Annotated in this window: 1 protein-coding gene (running past one end of the window); it reads left to right on the forward strand. The window is 63.3% G+C overall.

The genetic code is table 11. The features are described from left to right. On the forward strand, nucleotides 1-19,871 hold the 5' portion of the coding sequence (locus J9870_RS13235) for a non-ribosomal peptide synthetase (protein WP_210644691.1). Its footprint extends 11,056 nt past the window's final position; 19,871 of the gene's 30,927 nt are visible here — the first part of the coding sequence; it begins with the start codon at nucleotides 1-3; its stop codon lies beyond the right edge, outside the window.

Consider the following 19,871-nt stretch of genomic DNA (forward strand, 5'->3'; position numbering starts at 1 on the left):
ATGCAATTCAGCGAATTGATGACAGCTCTGTCCCAGCACCCGATCCGTCTCCAACAGGACGACGACAACCTTGTGATCCTGGGCGACGACGAAGGACTGGACAACGCGCTGTGGGACAGCCTCATTGCCCATAAGCGCGAACTGCTTGAGTTGGTGGAGAGAAACGGTGGCGACTGGCTGAGCCCGGCATTTCGTATCACGCCAGACATGTTGCCCCTGGCTCGCCTCAGTCAGGAGGCGATCGACCGGATCGTCGACAGCGTTCCTGGCGGTGCGGGCAACGTGCAGGACATTTACCCCCTGGCGCCGTTGCAGGAGGGCATTCTCTATCATCACCTCGCCGCAGAGCAGGGTGATCCCTATGTGCTGCAGGCCTTGTTCGGCGCGGACCGACGCGCACGACTGGATGACTTTGCCCAGGCTCTGCAAGGCGTGATCGATCGCCACGACATATTGCGCACCTCGATGGTGTGGGAAGGCTTGGACGAGCCCGTGCAAGTGGTCTGGCACCAGGCCAGATTATCGCTCGAAGAGATCGTGCTGGACCCTGCCGATGGCGACATCCTCTGGCAACTGCAGCAGCGTTTCGACACCCGGCATCACCGACTGGACGTCGGTCAGGCGCCGCTGATGCGCCTGGTCTGTGCGCAGGATCAAACCCACCAGCGTTGGGTGGCGATCCTGTTGTTCCACCACATGGCGATGGATCATGCGGCGCTGGAGCTGGTGCAGCATGAGATGCAGGCGTTCCTGCTCGGGCAGGCCGACGAGTTGCCCGAGCCTGTGCCTTATCGCAACTATGTGGCGCAGGTCCGCCTGGGTGTGGGCGGCGATTCCCATGAAGCGTTTTTCCGCGAGATGCTGGGCGATGTCGATGAGCCAACGTTGCCGCTGGGTTTTTCCGCGGTGCCCGAAGGCGAATCGGTGGTCGAGGAAGTCCACCTGCCGATCGATGGAGAATTGAGCCGTCGCTTGCGAGCGCAGGCCCGTCAGTTGGGTGTCAGTGCGGCAGCCCTGTATCACCTGGCCTGGGCGCGGGTGGTCGGCGCTGTTTCCGGCCGGCAGGACGTGGTGTTCGGCACGGTGCTGATGGGCCGGATGCAGGGTGGCGACGGTGCCGACCGCGCACTGGGCATGTTCATCAACACACTGCCATTGCGGGTGAAATTGGCCGGGCAGGGCGTGCGCGAGGGCGTAAAGGCCACGCACGCCGGCCTGACGGCGTTGCTCGGCCATGAACACGCTTCGTTGGCCTTGGCCCAGCGTTGCAGCGGCGTGCCCGCACCTGCTCCGTTATTCGGTTCGTTGCTCAACTACCGACACAGCGGCACGGCGCAAGCACCCACGGCACAGACGCTGGAGGCGTGGGAAGGTTTGCATTCGCTGGGTGGAGCGGAGGGCACCAACTATCCACTGACCTTATCGGTGGATGATTTGGGCGAAGGTTTCAGTCTCAGCGTGCTGGCCCTGGCCGGGATTGGCGCCCAGCGCATTGCTGGCTATATGCGCCAGGCGCTGGAAAGCCTGGTTGGCATGCTCGAACAGACGCCGGACCAGCCCTTGCAGCACGTGTCGATCCTGCCGGCCTCGGAACGTGAACAACTGCTGGTGACGTTCAACGCCACCGAAGCCGATTACCCGCAGCAGCAGACCATTCACGGGTTGTTCGAAGAGCAGGTGCAGCGTACGCCGAATGCCGTGGCGGTGATCCGTGGCGAGCAGCGCCTGAACTATCGCGAGTTGAACGAACGGGCCAACCGCTTGGCGCATTACCTGCGCACGCAAGGGGTGAAACCCGATTCGCGGGTGGCGATCTGTGTCGAGCGTGGTATCGACATGGTTGTAGGGCTGCTCGCCATCCTCAAGGCTGGCGGTGGTTATGTGCCGCTGGATCCGGCCTATCCGCTGGACCGCATCGCCTACATGCTCGAAGACAGTGCGCCGGCGGCGGTGTTGGCCCAGGACGCGACGGTCGAACTGCTGGCCGGCGCTTCGATGCCAGTGATCAATCTGGATAGCGGGCTGTGGCAGGACGAGTCCGTCCAGAATCCGGTGGTTGCCGAGCTGACTTCAGCGCATCTGGCCTATGTCATCTACACCTCGGGTTCGACCGGCCTGCCTAAAGGCGTGATGATTGAACACCGCAACACGGTGAACTTCCTGACCTGGGCCCATCGTTCCTTCGATGACGCCACGTTGTCGAAAACGCTGTTCTCGACCTCGTTGAACTTCGACCTGGCGGTCTATGAATGCTTCGCGCCGCTGACGTCTGGCGGCAGCATCGAAGTCGTGACTAATGTGCTGGAACTGCAACAGGGTGAGCATGACATCACCCTGATCAACACCGTGCCCTCGGCGCTCAAGGCCTTGCTGGAGTCCGGTGGGTTGGGCGAGGGCGTCGACACGGTCAACGTTGCCGGTGAAGCGCTCAAGCGCAGCCTGGTGGAGACGCTGTTCGAACAGACCCAGGTCAAACGCCTGTGCAACCTCTACGGCCCTTCAGAAACCACGACGTATTCGAGCTGGGTGTCGATGGCCCGTGAGGACGGGTTCGCGGCACACATTGGAAAACCGGTGGCGAATACCCAGTTCTACTTGCTCGATGAGCACCAACAACCGGTGCCACTGGGCGTGCCGGGCGAAATCTACATCGGCGGGGCTGGGGTCGCTCGTGGGTATCTCAACCGCGATGACCTCACCGCTGAACGCTTCCTCAAGGACCCGTTCAGCACCACGCCAAATGCCCGGATGTACAGGACCGGTGACCTCGGTCGCTACCTGGCGGATGGCAACATCGAATACCTGGGGCGCAACGACGATCAGGTCAAGATCCGCGGTTTCCGCATCGAACTCGGCGAGATCGAAGCCAAACTTGCTCGCCACGATGCGCTGAAAGAAACCGTGGTCCTGGCCCGTGAGGACGTGCCGGGCGACAAGCGTCTGGTGGCCTATTTCACCCAGCACTCGCTGGACGAAACAGTAGAAATCGAAGCCCTGCGCACGCACCTGCAAGCACAACTGCCGGAATACATGGTGCCCGCCGCCTACGTGCGCCTCGATGCGTTGCCACTGACGCCGAACGGCAAGCTCGACCGCAAGGCCTTGCCAGCGCCGGACCTCGATGCCGTCATCTCTCGTGGCTACGAAGCCCCGCAAGGCGAGGTCGAAACCGCCCTGGCGCAGCTCTGGCAAGACTTGCTCAAGGTCGAGCGAGTAGGCCGCAACGACCATTTCTTCGAGCTGGGCGGGCATTCCCTGCTGGCGGTCAGCCTGATCGAGCGCATGCGTCAGGCCGGGTTGAGCGCTGACGTACGTGTGCTGTTCGGCCAACCGACCCTGGCCGCGCTGGCGGCTGCTGTCGGCAGCGGGAAGGAGGTCAGCGTTCCGGCCAATCTGATTGCGCTCGGCTGCGAGCGCATCACTCCCGAGCTGCTACCGCTGGCCAACGTGTCCCAGGCGACCATCGACCGTCTCGTAGCGACGGTGCCAGGTGGTGCGTGCAACGTTCAGGATATTTATCCGTTGGCGCCGCTGCAGGAAGGCATTCTCTACCATCACCTCGCCGCCGAGCAGGGCGACCCGTATCTGCTCCAGTCACAGTTTGCCTTCGACAGCCAGGAACGTCTCGAGGCGTTCGTCCAGGCATTGCAGGTCGTCATCGATCGTCACGACATCTTGCGCACCAGCATCGTGTGGGAAGGTCTGGACGAGCCCATGCAAGTGGTCTGGCGTGAAGCCAGGCTGCCCCTCGAAGCGCTCGATCTCGACCCGGCCGCTGGCGATATCGTTGGGCAACTGCGCCAGCGTTTCGACCCGCGCCACCACCGTATCGATGTCGCCCAGGCGCCGCTGATGCGCTTGGCTTATGCACGGGACGAGGCCAATCATCGCTTGGTCGCGACACTGTTGTTCCATCACATTGCCCTGGACCACACGGCGATGGACGTGGTGCAGCACGAGATGCAAGCGCACTTGCTGGGGGAAGCCGGGCAACTGTCCGAAGCGGTGCCCTATCGCAATTACGTGGCCCAGGCACGCTTGGGTGTGAGTCGGGAAGAACATGAGGCGTTCTTTCACGACATGCTCGGCGATATCGACGAGCCGACGCTGCCATTCAATCTGCAGGACGTGCAGGGTGGTGGCCGCGACATTGAAGAAAGCAGCCAGGCAGTGGATGCCGCCTTGGACCTGCGCCTGCGGGCCCAGGCCCGCCAACTGGGGGTAAGTGCCGCCAGCCTGATACACCTGGCGTGGGCGCAAGTGCTGGCTAACGTGTCCGGCAAGCAGGAGGTGGTGTTCGGTACGGTCCTGATGGGCCGGATGCAGGCTGGCGAGGGCGCCGACCGCGCACTGGGGATGTTCATCAATACCTTGCCGCTGCGCGTGAGCTTGGGTGGCCAAGGTGTCAAGGCTGGCGTCAAGGCGGTCCATGGGCAACTGACGGCCTTGCTCGGGCACGAACATGCTTCGCTGGCGCTGGCCCAGCGTTGCAGTGGTGTGGCGGCGCCGTTGCCGCTGTTCAGCGCCTTGCTCAACTATCGGCACCGCGCCTCGGGCGAGGCGTCGACGCAGGCATTGCAAGCATGGCGCGGTATCAACGTCCTGGATGGGGAAGACCGTACCAATTATCCGTTGACCTTGAACGTCGATGACCTGGGGACCGGTTTCAACCTGACGGTGCTGGTCGCGCAGCAGATCGGCGCCCAACGGGTTTGCGCCTATATGCACGCAGCGCTGCAAACACTGGTGCAGGCACTGGAACAGACGCCACAGGCGGCTCTGTATCGTCTGTCGATCTTGCCCGCTACGGAACGCGAGCAACTGCTGGTGACGTTCAACGCCACCGAAGCCGATTTCCCACAGCAGCAGACCATTCACGGGTTGTTCGAAGAGCAGGTGCAGCGTACGCCGGATGCCGTTGCGGTGATCCGTGGCGAGCAACGCCTGAACTATCGCGAGTTGAACGAACGGGCCAACCGCTTGGCGCATTACCTGCGCTCGCAAGGGGTGAAACCCGATTCGCGGGTGGCGATCTGTGTCGAGCGCGGCATCGACATGGTCGTGGGCTTGCTGGCGATTCTCAAGGCCGGTGGCGGTTATGTGCCATTGGATCCGGTCTATCCGCTGGAGCGGATTGCCTACATGCTGGAGGACAGCGCGCCAGCGGCGGTGTTGGCCCAGGACGCGACGGTCGAACTGCTGGCCGGCGCTTCGATGCCAGTGATCAATCTGGATAGCGGGCTGTGGCAGGACGAATCCGTCCGGAATCCGATGGTCGCCGAGCTGACGTCCGCGCATCTGGCCTATGTCATCTACACCTCGGGTTCGACTGGTCTGCCTAAAGGCGTGATGATCGAACACCGCAACACAGTGAACTTCCTGACCTGGGCGCATCGTTCGTTCGATTCGCAGACCTTGGCGAAAACCCTGTTCTCGACCTCGCTGAACTTCGACCTGGCGGTTTACGAATGCTTTGCGCCATTGACTTCAGGCGGCAGCATCGAAGTCGTGACTAATGTGCTGGAACTGCAACAGGGCGAGCACGACATCACCCTGATCAACACCGTGCCTTCGGCGCTCAAGGCGTTGCTGGAGTCGGGCGGTGTAAGCGAGGGTGTCGACACGGTCAACGTCGCCGGTGAAGCGCTCAAGCGCAGTCTGGTGGAAAGCCTGTTCGAACAGACCCAAGTCAAGCGCCTGTGCAACCTCTACGGCCCGTCGGAAACCACGACTTACTCAAGCTGGGTGTCGATGGCTCGTGAGGACGGTTTTGCCGCACACATCGGCAAGCCGGTGGCCAATACCCAGTTCTACTTGCTCGATGAATACCAACAACCCGTGCCATTGGGTGTGCCGGGTGAAATCTACATCGGCGGGGCCGGGGTGGCGCGGGGTTACCTGAATCGCGATGACCTCACCGCTGAACGCTTCCTCAAGGACCCGTTCAGCACCACGCAAAATGCCCGGATGTACAAGACCGGTGACCTGGGGCGCTACCTGGCGGATGGCAACATCGAATACCTGGGGCGCAATGACGATCAGGTGAAGATCCGTGGTTTCCGCATCGAACTGGGGGAGATCGAAGCCAAGCTCGCCCAGGCTCCAAACATCAAGGAAACCGTGGTCCTGGCCCGGGAAGATGTGCCGGGTGACAAGCGCCTGGTGGCCTATTTCACCCAGCACTCGCTGGACGAAACAGCAGAAATCGAAGCCCTGCGCACGCACCTGCAAGCACAACTGCCGGAATACATGGTGCCCGCCGCCTACGTGCGCCTCGACGCGTTGCCACTGACGCCGAACGGCAAGCTTGATCGCAAGGCCCTGCCGGCGCCGGACCTCGATGCCGTCATCACCCGTGGCTACGAAGCCCCGCAAGGTGAGGTCGAAACCGCCCTGGCGCAGCTCTGGCAAGACTTGCTCAAGGTTGAGCGCGTGGGCCGTCATGATCATTTCTTCGAACTGGGCGGCCATTCCCTGCTGGCGGTCAGCTTGATTGGCCGGATGCGTCAGCTCGGCTTGTCGGCGGACGTGCGGGTGCTGTTCAGCCAGCCAACGCTCGCGGCGCTGGCGTCGGCGGTTGGCAGTGGCGGTGAGGTTGTGGTGCCGGACAACGGCATTCTGCTGGGGTGTACCCGGATCACGCCATCGATGCTGCCCTTGGTGGCGCTGGACCAGCTAGACATCGACCGCATCGTGGAGACGGTGCCAGGTGGTGCGCGCAACGTGCAGGACATCTACCCATTGGCGCCGTTGCAGGAGGGGATCCTCTATCACCACATCGCTGCGCACACGGGGGATCCCTATGTGTTGCAAGCCACGTTCATCGTCACCGATCGCGAGCGGCTGGAGGCGTTTGCCCTGGCTCTGCAAGGCGTCATCGATCGCCATGACATCCTGCGCACCTCGGTGGTCTGGGAAGGCCTGGACGAGCCGGTACAGGTGGTCTGGCGCAAAGCGCAATTGGCGGTGGAAGAGCTGGCGCTGGTCGCCGAGGCGGGCGACATCGCCGGGCAGTTGCGCGAGCGCTTCGACACCCTGCATTACCGCCTGGACATGCAACAGGCGCCATTGATGCGCATCGCATACGCCCACGATCCGGCCAATCAACGCTGGGTGGCGATGCTGCTGTTCCACCACATGGCGCTCGATCATACGGCGCTGGAAGTGGTGCAACACGAGATGCAGGCGCACCTGCTGGGCCAGGCCGACCAGTTGGGCGACGCAGTACCGTTCCGCAATTACGTGGCCCAGGCCCGCTTGGGCGTGAGCCGCGTGGAGCACGAAGGGTTCTTCCGGGACATGTTGAGTGATGTCGACGAGCCGACATTGCCGTTCGGTGTGCTGGACGTTCGCGGCGACGGTAGCGATATCGAAGAAGCTGGACTGAGCCTGCCTGCCGACTTGAGTCGTCGTCTGCGGGCCCAGGCTCGTCAATTGGGTGTGAGCGCCGCGAGCCTGCATCACCTGGCTTGGGCGCAGGTGCTGGGGCAGGTGTCCGGCAAGCAGGACGTCGTGTTCGGCACCGTATTGATGGGCCGGATGCAGGGTGGCGAGGGCGCCGACCGGGCACTGGGCATGTTCATCAACACCTTGCCGCTGCGAGTGGGTGTCGGAGCCCAAGGCGTGCGCGACGGGGTGAAAGCCACCCACGCGTGCCTGACCGGTCTTTTGGGGCACGAGCACGCCTCGTTGGCCTTGGCCCAGCGTTGCAGCGCCGTGGCCGCGCCGCTGCCGTTGTTCAGCGCCTTGCTCAATTACCGGCACAGCGCCGCAGATGCTGCCTCGAGCGAAGCGTTGGTGGCTTGGGACGGTATTCAACTGCTGAGCAACGAAGAACGCACCAACTACCCGCTGACCTTGTCGGTGGATGACCTGGGCGAAGATTTCCGCTTGTCGGCGCTGGCGGTGCCGCAGATCGGCGCGCAACGGATGTGTGCCTACATGGGCATTGCCCTGGAGCATCTGGTCGAGGCGCTGGAACACGCTCCGCAGACGCCGTTGCACAGCCTGTCGATCCTGCCGTCGGTTGAGCGTCGGCAATTGCTGGTGGAGTTCAACGCCACTACTCGCAGCTATCCCCAGGACAGGACCGTCCATAGCCTGTTCGAAGCCCAGGCCAAGGAGCGTCCGGATGCAATGGCGGTTGTACACAACGGCCATAGCCTGACGTACGCCGAGTTGAACCGCCGCGCCAATTGCCTGACCCGCCATCTGATCGGCCTGGGGATTCAACCGGGTGACCGGGTGGCGATTGTGCTGGAGCGTTCGCTCGAGCTGCTGGTCAGCCAACTGGCGATTCTCAAGTGCGCCGCCGCCTACGTGCCGCTGGACGTCAGCGCACCGCTGGAGCGTCAGGATTTCATGGTGCGCGACAGCGGTGCCCGGACGCTTCTGACCCTGAGCACGATGACGGCCCCCGAGGGGATTGCCCGTGTGGATCTGGACACCGTTGTCATGGATAGCGAGGCGGATCACGACCTGAGATTGATACAAAGCACCGAATCGGTCGCCTACATCATGTACACCTCCGGTTCCACCGGCACTCCGAAAGGTGTGCTGGTGCCGCACCGGGCGATCAACCGGTTGGTGATCAACAATGGCTACGCCGACTTCAACGCCCAGGACCGGGTCGCGTTTGCCTCCAACCCGGCGTTCGACGCCAGTACCCTCGACGTCTGGGCACCGTTGCTCAACGGTGGGTGCGTGGTGGTGGTCGACCAGGACGTGCTGCTGACGCAAGAACGTTTTGCGGCGCTGTTGCAAGAGCAATCGGTCAGCGTGTTGTGGATGACCGCCGGCCTGTTCCATCAATACGCCGCCGGGCTGATGCCGGTGTTCGCCCAGTTGCGCTACCTGATCGTCGGCGGCGATGTGCTCGACCCGGCGGTGATTGGTCGCGTCCTGAACGAAGGCGCGCCGCTGCACCTGCTCAACGGCTACGGCCCGACCGAGGCCACCACCTTCACCACCACCCACGAAATCAAAACCGTGGGCGAGGGCGGTATTCCGATCGGTCGTCCGATTGGTAACACGCGTGTCTATGTGCTGGATGCCAACCGGCAACCGGTGCCCATCGGCGTGGCCGGTGAGCTGTACATCGGTGGCGACGGCGTGGCGAAGGGGTATCTGAACCGCCCAGAACTGACCGCCGAGAAGTTCGTCGCCGATCCGTTCAATGCCGACCCCGGTGCCTTGCTTTACCGCACCGGCGACCTGGCCCGCTGGCGAGCGGACGGCACGGTGGATTACCTGGGGCGTAACGACGACCAGGTGAAGATCCGTGGTTTCCGTATCGAATTGGGCGAGATCGAAGCCCGCTTGGGCCAGTGCCCTGGCGTGAAAGACGCGGTGGTACTGGCGCGACAAGACGATGCCGGTCCCAAGCGCCTGGTGGGTTATGTGATTGCTGAACCGGGCGTGACCTTGTCGGTTCACGACTTACGGGGGCAATTGTCGAGCGTGCTGGCCGACTACATGCTGCCCAGCGCCTTCGTGGTGTTGCCAGCCTTCCCGCTGACCGCCAACGGCAAGCTGGACCGCCGCGCACTGCCAGCGCCGGACGCCGAGGCCTATGCCTCTCGCGAATATGAAGCGCCGCAGGGCGAGGTGGAGCAGATCCTGGCGCGAATCTGGGCTGACGTGCTCAAGGTCGAGCAGGTGGGTCGCCACGATCATTTCTTCGAGCTGGGCGGCCATTCGCTGCTGGCCGTGACATTGATCGAACGCATGCGCCAGGCTGGCTTGAGCGCCGACGTGCGCGTGCTGTTCAGCCAACCGACCCTGGCGGCGCTGGCCGCGGCGATTGGCAGCGGCAGGGAAGTCAGCGTGCCGGCAAACCTGATTGCTCTGGGTTGCGAACGCATCACCCCTGAGCTATTACCGCTGGTCAACCTGTCCCAGGACGCCATCGACCAGATCGTCGCCACCGTTCCCGGTGGGGCGCGCAACGTGCAGGATATCTACCCGCTGGCACCGTTGCAGGAAGGCATCCTTTATCATCACTTGGCCGCCGAACAGGGCGACCCGTACGTACTGCAGACGCAATTCGCCTTCGACAACCGTGAACGCCTCGACGCCTTCATCGGGGCGCTGCAAGTGGTGATCGATCGCCACGACATCTTGCGCACCAGCGTGGTCTGGGAAGGGTTGGATGAGCCGGCGCAAGTGGTCTGGCGCCACGTGGTGCTGGAGCCGCAGTGCATTGTTCCAGAGGCCTCGGCTGGGGATATTGCCACCCAACTGGCCAGCCGCTTCGATGCCCGGCACTATCGCCTCGACTTGGGCCAGGCGCCGTTGCTGCAATTGGCTTACGCCCGCGACGAGGCCCAGGATCGCTGGGTAGCGATCCTGCTGTTCCATCATATGGCCCTGGATCACACGGCGCTGGATGTGATGCAGCACGAGATGCAGATGCACCTGTTGGGCCAGGACGGCCAATTGGGCGAAGCAATGCCGTATCGTAACTACGTGGCCCAGGCCCGTCTGGGGGCAAGCGAACAAGAACACGAAGCCTTTTTCCGCGACATGCTCGGCGATATCGACGAGCCGACGCTGCCCTTTGGTCTGCAGGACGTGCAGGGTGAGGGGCACGGTATCGATGAGGTCCGCCAGCCGGTGGATCTGGCGTTGTCCAGGCGCCTGCGGACACAGGCACGCCACCTGGGGGTGAGTGCCGCCAGCCTGGTGCACTTGGCCTGGGCACAGGTGCTGGGCAAGGTGTCCGGCAAACAGGAGGTGGTGTTCGGTACGGTCCTGCTGGGGCGGATGCAGGGCGGCGACGGTGCGGACCGTGCCCTGGGGATGTTCATCAACACCTTGCCGTTGCGGGTGGATGTGGGCAGTCAGGACGTACGCAGCGGCGTCAAGGCCACTCACGGTCGATTGACGGCCTTGCTGGGCCACGAACATGCCTCGCTGGCACTGGCGCAACGGTGCAGTGGCGTGGTCGCGCCGACGCCGCTGTTCAGCGCCTTGCTCAACTACCGCCACAGTGCGGTCCAAGTGACCCAGGACGCCCTGTCGGCCTGGAGCGGGATCAACGCGCTGGGCGGTGATGAGCGGACCAATTATCCGTTGACCCTCAACGTGGATGATATGGGCGACGGCTTCCTCCTCACGGCGATGGTCGATACGTCCATCGGTGCGCCGCGCATTTGCGGCTACATGCAAGTGGCCCTGGAAAACCTGGTCGTGGCCCTCGAGCAGGCACCGCACACTCCGCTGCACACCTTGGCGATCCTGCCAGCCGCCGAGCGTCGGCAGTTGCTGGAAACCTGGAACACGACCGACGCCGCGTATGCCGACGATGCCCTGATCCATCGGCAAGTCGAGGGCTGGGCCGCGTCCCAACCCGACACTGTGGCCGTCGTATATGAAGACCAGGCATTGACCTACGGTGAGCTCAATGCCCGCGCCAACCAACTGGCCCACAGCCTGGTGGCCCAGGGTGTTCGTCCGGATGACCGAGTGGCGATCTGTGTCGAACGCGGCCTGGACATGATCGTTGGCCTGCTGGGTATCCTGAAAGCCGGTGCGGGCTACGTACCGCTGGACCCGGCTTATCCACCCGAGCGCATCGCCTACATGCTGGATGACAGTAGCCCTGTGGCGGTGGTGACCCAGTCGCAATGGCGCGACAGCCTGCCGGTATTGCCGGTGCCTACCCTGGTGCTCGACCTGGCCGACGCTGGCGAAATGAGCCAGCAACCGCAGCACAACCCCGACGTCCCGGGCCTGGACTCCAGCCACCTGGCCTACGTGATCTACACCTCTGGCTCCACTGGCCTGCCCAAGGGCGTGATGGTCGAGCATCGCAACGTCGCACGGCTGTTTTCGGCAACCCAGCCCTGGTTCGAATTCGGCCCGCAAGACGTGTGGGCGCTGTTCCATTCCTTTGCCTTCGATTTCTCGGTCTGGGAAATCTGGGGCTCGCTGACCCACGGTGGCCGCTTGCTGGTGGTGCCGCAACTGGTCAGCCGTTCACCGCAATATTGCTATGCCTTGTTATGCGAAGCGGGCGTGACCATCCTCAACCAGACGCCGAGTGCCTTCCGCCAACTGATTGCCGCCCAAGGTGAAAGCGACCTGGGCCACAGCCTGCGCCAGGTGATCTTCGGTGGTGAAGCGCTGGAGACCGGCATTCTCAAGCCCTGGTATGCCCGCCAAGCGAACGCTCGGACGCAACTGGTCAACATGTACGGCATCACCGAAACCACCGTGCACGTGACCTACCGTCCACTGACCGCAGCGGACGCACAATTGACGGGTGTCAGCCCGATCGGCAAACGCATTCCCGACCTGCAGCTGTACGTGCTCGACGCCCAGCGTGAGCCGGTACCAGTGGGGGTGGTCGGTGAAATGTACGTGGGTGGGGCGGGTGTCAGTCGTGGTTACCTGAACCGTGACGAACTGACCGCCGAGCGTTTCCTCGACAACCCGTTCAGCTCTGCGCCAAACGCCCGCATGTACAAGACCGGTGACCTCGGCCGCTGGTTGGCGGACGGCAGCATTGAATACCTGGGGCGCAATGACGACCAGGTGAAGATCCGCGGTTTCCGTATCGAACTGGGGGAGATCGAGGCGAAGCTGGCGGCCTGCAACGGTGTACGTGAGGCCGTGGTGATGGCCCGCCAGGATGCGCCGGGCGATCAGCGCCTGGTGGCTTATGTGATTGCCGAAGAGGGCGAGCCACCGTCGGCCGCTGAGCTTCGCGCTGAGTTGCTGGGTTCACTGGCCGAATACATGGTGCCCAGCGCGTTCGTGATGCTGACGGTCTTCCCGCTGACTACCAACGGCAAGCTGGATCGCAAGGCCTTGCCAGTGCCGGATCAGTCGTCGGTGGTGACCCGCGAATACGAAGCGCCCCAAGGTGAAGTCGAGACGACCATTGCGCGGATCTGGCAAGACCTGTTGCAGGTGGACCGGGTCGGCCGTCATGACCACTTCTTTGAAATGGGTGGGCATTCGTTGTTGGCGGTGAAGTTGATCGAGCGCATGCGTCAGGTCGACCTGGCCGCCGACGTGCGGGTACTGTTCGGCCAGCCGACGCTGGCGGCCCTGGCTGCGGCGGTGGGTGGCAGCCAGGAAGTGCGGGTGCCGGCCAACCTCATTCCGGACGACTGCTCGCGGATCACGCCCGACCTGTTGCCACTGGCCATGCTGAGCCAGGACGAGATCGACCGCGTCGTGGCGACGGTGCCCGGCGGCGTGGGCAATGTGCAGGACATCTACGCCCTGGCACCGCTGCAGGAAGGGATTTTGTATCACCACCTCGCGGCGGCCAAAGGCGATCCCTACCTGCAATACGTGCTGTTTGCTTTCGACAGCCGTGCACATCTGGATACCTTCGCCCAGGCACTGCAGAACGTGGTGTCCAGGCATGACATCCTGCGCACCGCAGTGCTCTGGGAAGGCTTGGACGACCCGGTCCAGGTGGTCTGGCGTGAGGCGCAACTGGGGCTCGAGGAGATAGCACTGGACGCTGAGGCAGGGGATATTGCCCGGCAACTGCGCCAACACCTGGACCCGCGGCACTATCGCCTGGACATTCGCCAGGCGCCGATGATGCGTATCGGTTATGCCCAAGATGTGACGAACAACCGGTGGGTGGGCATGTTGCTGTTCCACCACATGGTGGATGACGCGACCTCCCTGGGCATGCTCACTGCGGAAATTGGCGCCTTCATGGGCGGGAACGGGCTGCAATTGGCAGCATCGGTGCCGTATCGCAACTATGTCGCACAAGCGCGGCTGGGCGTGAGCCGCGAGGACCACGAAGCCTTCTTCCGCGAAATGCTGGGTGATGTGACCGAACCGACGCTGCCCTTCGGTTTGCAGAATGTGCAGGGCGATGGACACGATATCGAGGAGGTGCGCCAGAGGGTCGATGCCCCGCTCAGCCGGCGTCTGCGGGCGCAGGCGCGCCAGCTCGGCGTAAGCGCGGCAAGCTTGTATCACCTGGCTTGGGCGCAGGTGTTGGGCAAGGTATCGGGCCAGGATGACGTAGTCTTCGGCACTGTGTTGCTGGGGCGCATGCAGGGCGGCGACGGCGCCGACCGGGCGTTGGGCATGTTCATCAACACCCTGCCGTTGCGCGTAGGCCTGGGGGCGCAAGGCGTGCGCGCCGGGGTCAAGGCTACCCACGCACGTTTAACGGCGTTGCTGGGACACGAGCACGCCTCGCTGGTGCTGGCGCAACGTTGCAGCGGCGTGGCCGCGCCGGCACCGTTGTTCAGCGCGTTGCTCAACTATCGCCATCTCGGTGCGCAGACGGCTTCCAGCGAAGTCGTAGCCGCCTGGGACGGTATCCAGACGCTGGAAGGTGAAGAGCGCACCAACTATCCGTTGACGTTGTCGGTGGATGACCTGGGTGAAGACTTCAACCTGACGGTCATGGCCCAGGCACCGATTGGCGCCGCGAGGGTTTGCGGTTATGTGAACTGCGTTCTGGAAAACCTGGTGCAGGCCCTGGAGCAATCACCGCTGGCCCCGTTGCACGGGTTGGCAATCCTGCCGCCGGCCGAGCGTCGGCAGTTGCTCGATACCTGGAATACGACGGATGCCTTGTACGCCGATGACTCATTGATCCATGGCCAATTCGAAGTTCGCGCCGCCGCGCAGCCCGATGCGGTGGCGGTGGTGTTCGAAGATCGGACGCTGACCTATGGCGAACTCAACGCCAGGGCGAACCGGGTCGCTCATCGCTTGCTATCGCTAGGTATTCGCCCGGATGATCGGGTCGCGATCTGTGTCGAGCGTGGCCTGGACATGATCGTTGGTCTGTTGGGGATCCTGAAATCCGGCGCCGGTTATGTGCCTGTGGATCCGGCCTATCCGGCCGAACGTATTGCCTACCTGTTGCGTGACAGCGCGCCCATGGCAGTGTTGGCCCAGGCCGCCACATACCGTGCAGTGGCTGAAGTCGCGGTACCGGTGCTGGCGCTCGATGACGGCAGCTGGCAGGACCAGTCCGACGCCAACCCACAAGTGCCGGGCCTGGATGCCAGCCATCTGGCCTACGTGATCTACACCTCGGGCTCCACTGGCCTACCCAAGGGCGTGATGGTCGAGCACCGCAACGTCGCCCGGCTGTTTTCGGCGACACAACCGTGGTTCGACTTCGGTCCGCACGACGTGTGGGCGTTGTTCCATTCCTTTGCCTTCGATTTCTCGGTATGGGAAATCTGGGGCGCATTGACCCATGGCGGCCGCTTGCTGGTGGTGCCGCAACTGGTCAGCCGTTCTCCACAGGACTGCTACGCGCTGGTGTGCGAGGCGGGTGTCACGGTGCTGAACCAGACGCCGAGTGCTTTCCGGCAGTTGATCGCGGCCCAGGGCGAAAGCGACCTGAGCCATAGCCTGCGCCAGGTGATCTTCGGCGGTGAGGCACTGGAAACCGGCATTCTCAAGCCGTGGTATGCCCGTGGAATCAATGCCGGGACGCAACTGGTCAACATGTACGGCATCACCGAAACCACGGTGCACGTGACGTACCGTCCACTGACCGCAGCGGACGCGCAATTGACGGGTGTCAGCCCGATCGGCAAGCGTATTCCTGACTTGCAGCTGTACGTGCTCGATGCCCAGCGCGAGCCGGTGCCGGTGGGTGTGGTCGGTGAAATGTACGTGGCAGGGGCGGGCGTCAGCCGCGGTTATCTGAACCGCGAGGCATTGACCGCCGAGCGTTTCCTCGACGACCCGTTCAGTTCTGCGCCGAATGCCCGGATGTACAGGACCGGCGACCTCGGTCGCTGGCAGGTGGACGGCAGCCTCGAATACCTGGGCCGCAACGATGATCAGGTGAAGATCCGTGGTTTCCGCATCGAACTGGGCGAGATCGAAGCGGCGCTGGCCGCGTGCGAGGGTGTCAGCGAAGCGGTGGTGATCACCCGCGAGGACGATCCGGGCGACAAGCGCCTGGTGGCCTATGTCATCGCTGCAGAAGAGGCGCAACTGTCAGCCGCTGACCTGCGCACCCAGTTGCTGGCTTCGTTGGCCGATTACATGGTGCCTAGCGCCTTTGTGACGCTGGCCGCGTTCCCGTTGACCGCCAATGGCAAGCTCGACCGCAAGGCGCTGCCGGCACCGGATCAGTCGGCGGTGATCAGTCGTGAATACCAGGCTCCGCAAGGCGAAGTCGAAGTGGCTATCGCGCGAATCTGGCAGGACTTGCTCAAGATCGAGCAGATCGGTCGCCACGATAATTTCTTCGAGCTGGGCGGGCACTCGTTGTTGGCCGTGAAGTTGATCGAGCGTATGCGTCAGGTCGACCTGGCCGCCGATGTGCGGGTGCTGTTCGGCCAGCCGACGCTGGCGGCATTGGCCGCAGCGGTGGGCGGGAGCAGGGATGTCGTCGTGCCGGATAACGCCATCCCGGACGGCTGCACACGTATCACCCCAGACATGTTGCCCCTGGCCGATCTGGACCAGGCTGCCATCGACCGCATCGTGGCCACGGTGCCGGGCGGCGTGGCCAATGTGCAGGATATCTACGCCCTGGCGCCGTTGCAGGAAGGGATTCTCTACCACCACCTTGCCGCCGAGCAGGGCGACCCCTACGTGTTGCAGGTGCTGTTTGGCTTTGACAACCGTGAGCGGCTGCAAGCCTTCGCCGATGCCTTGCAGAGCGTGGTCTTGCGTAACGATATCTTGCGCACCAGCATGGTCTGGCAAGGCCTGGAAACACCGGTGCAAGTGGTCTGGCGCCAGGCAACCCTGGGCCTCGAGGAGATCGCGGTGGATCCGGCCGGGGACGACGTGGTGCAGCAACTGCACGAACGCTTCGACCCGCGTCATTACCGTCTCGATATCGCTCAGGCACCGCTGATGCGCCTGGCCTATGCCCAGGATGTGGCGAATCAGCGTTGGGTCGGCATCCTGTTGTTCCATCACATGGCCCTGGACCATACGGCGCTGGAAGTGGTGGTGCACGAAATGCAGGCCAGTCTGTTGGGGCAGGGCCAGTTGCTTTCGCCAGCGGTACCGTATCGCAACCATGTGGCGCAGGCCCGGCTTGGGGTCAGTCGTGAGCAGCACGAAGCGTTTTTCCGCGACATGCTCGCCGATATCGATGAGCCTACGCTGCCATTCGGCCTGCAGGATGTGCAGGGCGACGGCAGCGGTATCGAAGAACAGCACCTGGACGTGGATGCCAAACTGGCCCAGCGCCTGCGGATGCAGGCCCGTCAGCTGGGGGTGAGCGCGGCAAGCCTGGTCCATCTGGCCTGGGCGCAGGTGGTCGGCCGGGTCTCGGGCCGTGAAGAAGTGGTGTTCGGCACCGTACTGATGGGGCGGATGCAGGGTGGCGAAGGGGCTGATCGGGCCCTGGGCATGTTCATCAACACCCTGCCATTGCGCGTCAGCGTCGGCGCCCAAGGCGCCCGCGCGGGTGTCAGGGCGACCCATGGGCGGCTGTCGGCCTTGCTTGGGCATGAGCATGCTTCGTTGTCCCTGGCCCAGCGTTGCAGTGGCGTACCGACCTCGCTGCCGTTGTTCAGTACCTTGTTGAACTATCGACACAGCGCGGCTGAAGCGGTGTCCGACACGGCCATTTCGGCCTGGCACGGCATTCAAACCCTGAGCATGGAGGAGCGGACGAACTATCCGTTGTGCCTGAACGTGGACGACCTGGGCGAAGGCTTCCGGCTCACGGCCCAGGCCGTGGTCGCAGTGGGCGCCCGGCGTGTCTGTGGTTACATGCACATGGCGCTGGAAAGCCTGGTGATGGCGTTGGAGCACACGCCTGATCTGGCGTTGCGTGAACTGTCGATTGTGCCGGCGGCGGAGCGCGAGCAACTGCTGGTGACGTTCAACGCCACCGAGGCAGACTATCCGCGGCAGCAGACGATTCATGGCTTGTTCGAAGAACAGGTGCAGCGTACGCCGGATGCCGTGGCGGTGCGCCATGGCCGACGCCAGCTCAACTATCGCGAGCTCAACGGCCTGGCCAACCGCTTGGCCCATTACCTGCGCAGGCAGGGCGTAAAACCCGATTCGCGGGTGGCAATCTGCGTCGAACGCGGCATCGACATGGTCGTTGGCCTGCTGGCGATTCTCAAGGCCGGTGGTGGTTATGTGCCGCTGGACCCGGCTTATCCGCAGGACCGCATTGCCTACATGCTCGAAGACAGTGCCCCGGCGGCGATCCTGGTTCAAGGAACCACGCGTCACTTGCTGGGCGAGACCATGGTGCCGGTGATCGACCTCGACAAAGGTGTCTGGCAGGACGAAGCGGCGCCTAATCCACAGGTGCCGGGCCTGACCTCGTCGCACCTGGCCTATGTGATCTACACCTCGGGTTCGACTGGTCTGCCCAAGGGCGTGATGATCGAACACCGCAATACGGTGAATTTCCTCACATGGGCGCATCGTTCATTCGATTCGCAGACCTTGGCGAAAACCCTGTTCTCGACTTCGTTGAACTTCGACCTGGCGGTCTACGAGTGCTTCGCGCCGCTGACCTGCGGCGGCAGCATCGAAGTCGTGACTAATGTGCTGGAACTGCAACAAGGCGAGCACGACATCACCTTGATCAACACGGTGCCGTCGGCGCTCAAGGCGTTGCTGGAGTCGGGCGGTGTAGGCGAGGGTGTCGACACGGTCAACGTCGCTGGTGAAGCGCTCAAGCGCAGCCTGGTGGAAACGCTGTTCGAACAGACCCAGGTCAAGCGCCTGTGCAACCTCTACGGCCCTTCGGAAACTACGACGTATTCGAGTTGGGTGTCGATGGCCCGTGAGGACGGGTTCGCGGCACACATCGGCAAACCGGTGGCCAATACCCAGTTCTACTTGCTGGACGAGCACCAACAACCGGTGCCACTGGGCGTGCCGGGTGAAATCTACATCGGTGGCGCCGGGGTGGCGCGGGGTTACCTGAATCGCGATGACCTCACCGCCGAGCGTTTCCTCAAGGACCCGTTCAGCACCACGCCAAATGCCCGGATGTACAGAACCGGCGACCTGGGCCGTTACCTGCCGGACGGCAACATCGAATACCTGGGGCGTAACGACGACCAGGTGAAGATCCGCGGTTTCCGCATCGAACTAGGGGAGATTGAAGCCAAGCTTGCCCAACACGATGCCGTGAAAGAGGCCGTGGTATTGGCCCGGGAAGATGTTCCAGGCGATAAGCGCCTCGTGGCCTATTACACCGCGCAATCGGGTCAGGCAGCGGACATCGACGCCCTGCGTGCGCACCTGCAAGCACAACTGCCGGCCTATATGGTGCCCGCCGCTTATGTGCGTCTGGATGCATTGCCGTTGACCCCCAATGGCAAGCTCGACCGCAAGGCCTTGCCGGCGCCGGATCTCGACGCATTGATCACCCGTGGCTACGAAGCCCCGCAAGGTGAGGTCGAAACCACCCTGGCGCAAATCTGGCAGGACCTGCTAGGCCTGCCACAGGTCGGTCGCCATGACCACTTCTTCGAGCTGGGTGGCCACTCATTGCTGGCAATCCAGCTGATTTCCCAGGTGCGCCTGCGCCTGGGCGTTGAGCTGAGCCTGGCCGAGCTGTTCGCCCATCCCCAACTGATGGGGTTGGCGCAGGCAGTGACTCGGGCAGGGCGCAGCACATTGCCGGAGATCGTCCGGGTTTCCCGTGATGAAGACCTGCCGCTGTCGTTCGCCCAGCAGCGCCTATGGTTCCTGGCGCAGATGGAAGGTGCCAGCGCGGCCTATCACATGCCCGCCGGGCTCCGTCTGCGCGGCGTGCTGGATCGCCCCGCCTTGCAGCGGGCGCTGGATCGCATCGTCGCTCGCCACGAGGCATTGCGGACTACCTTTGTGCAGGGTCAGGGCCAGGAGGCACGGCAGTGCATCGCGCCTGTCGACGCCGGTTTTGCGCTGCTCCAGCATGACTTGTCCGGCCACGC

Origin of the sequence: Pseudomonas sp. Tri1, assembly GCF_017968885.1 — a bacterium.
Lineage (GTDB): Bacteria > Pseudomonadota > Gammaproteobacteria > Pseudomonadales > Pseudomonadaceae > Aquipseudomonas.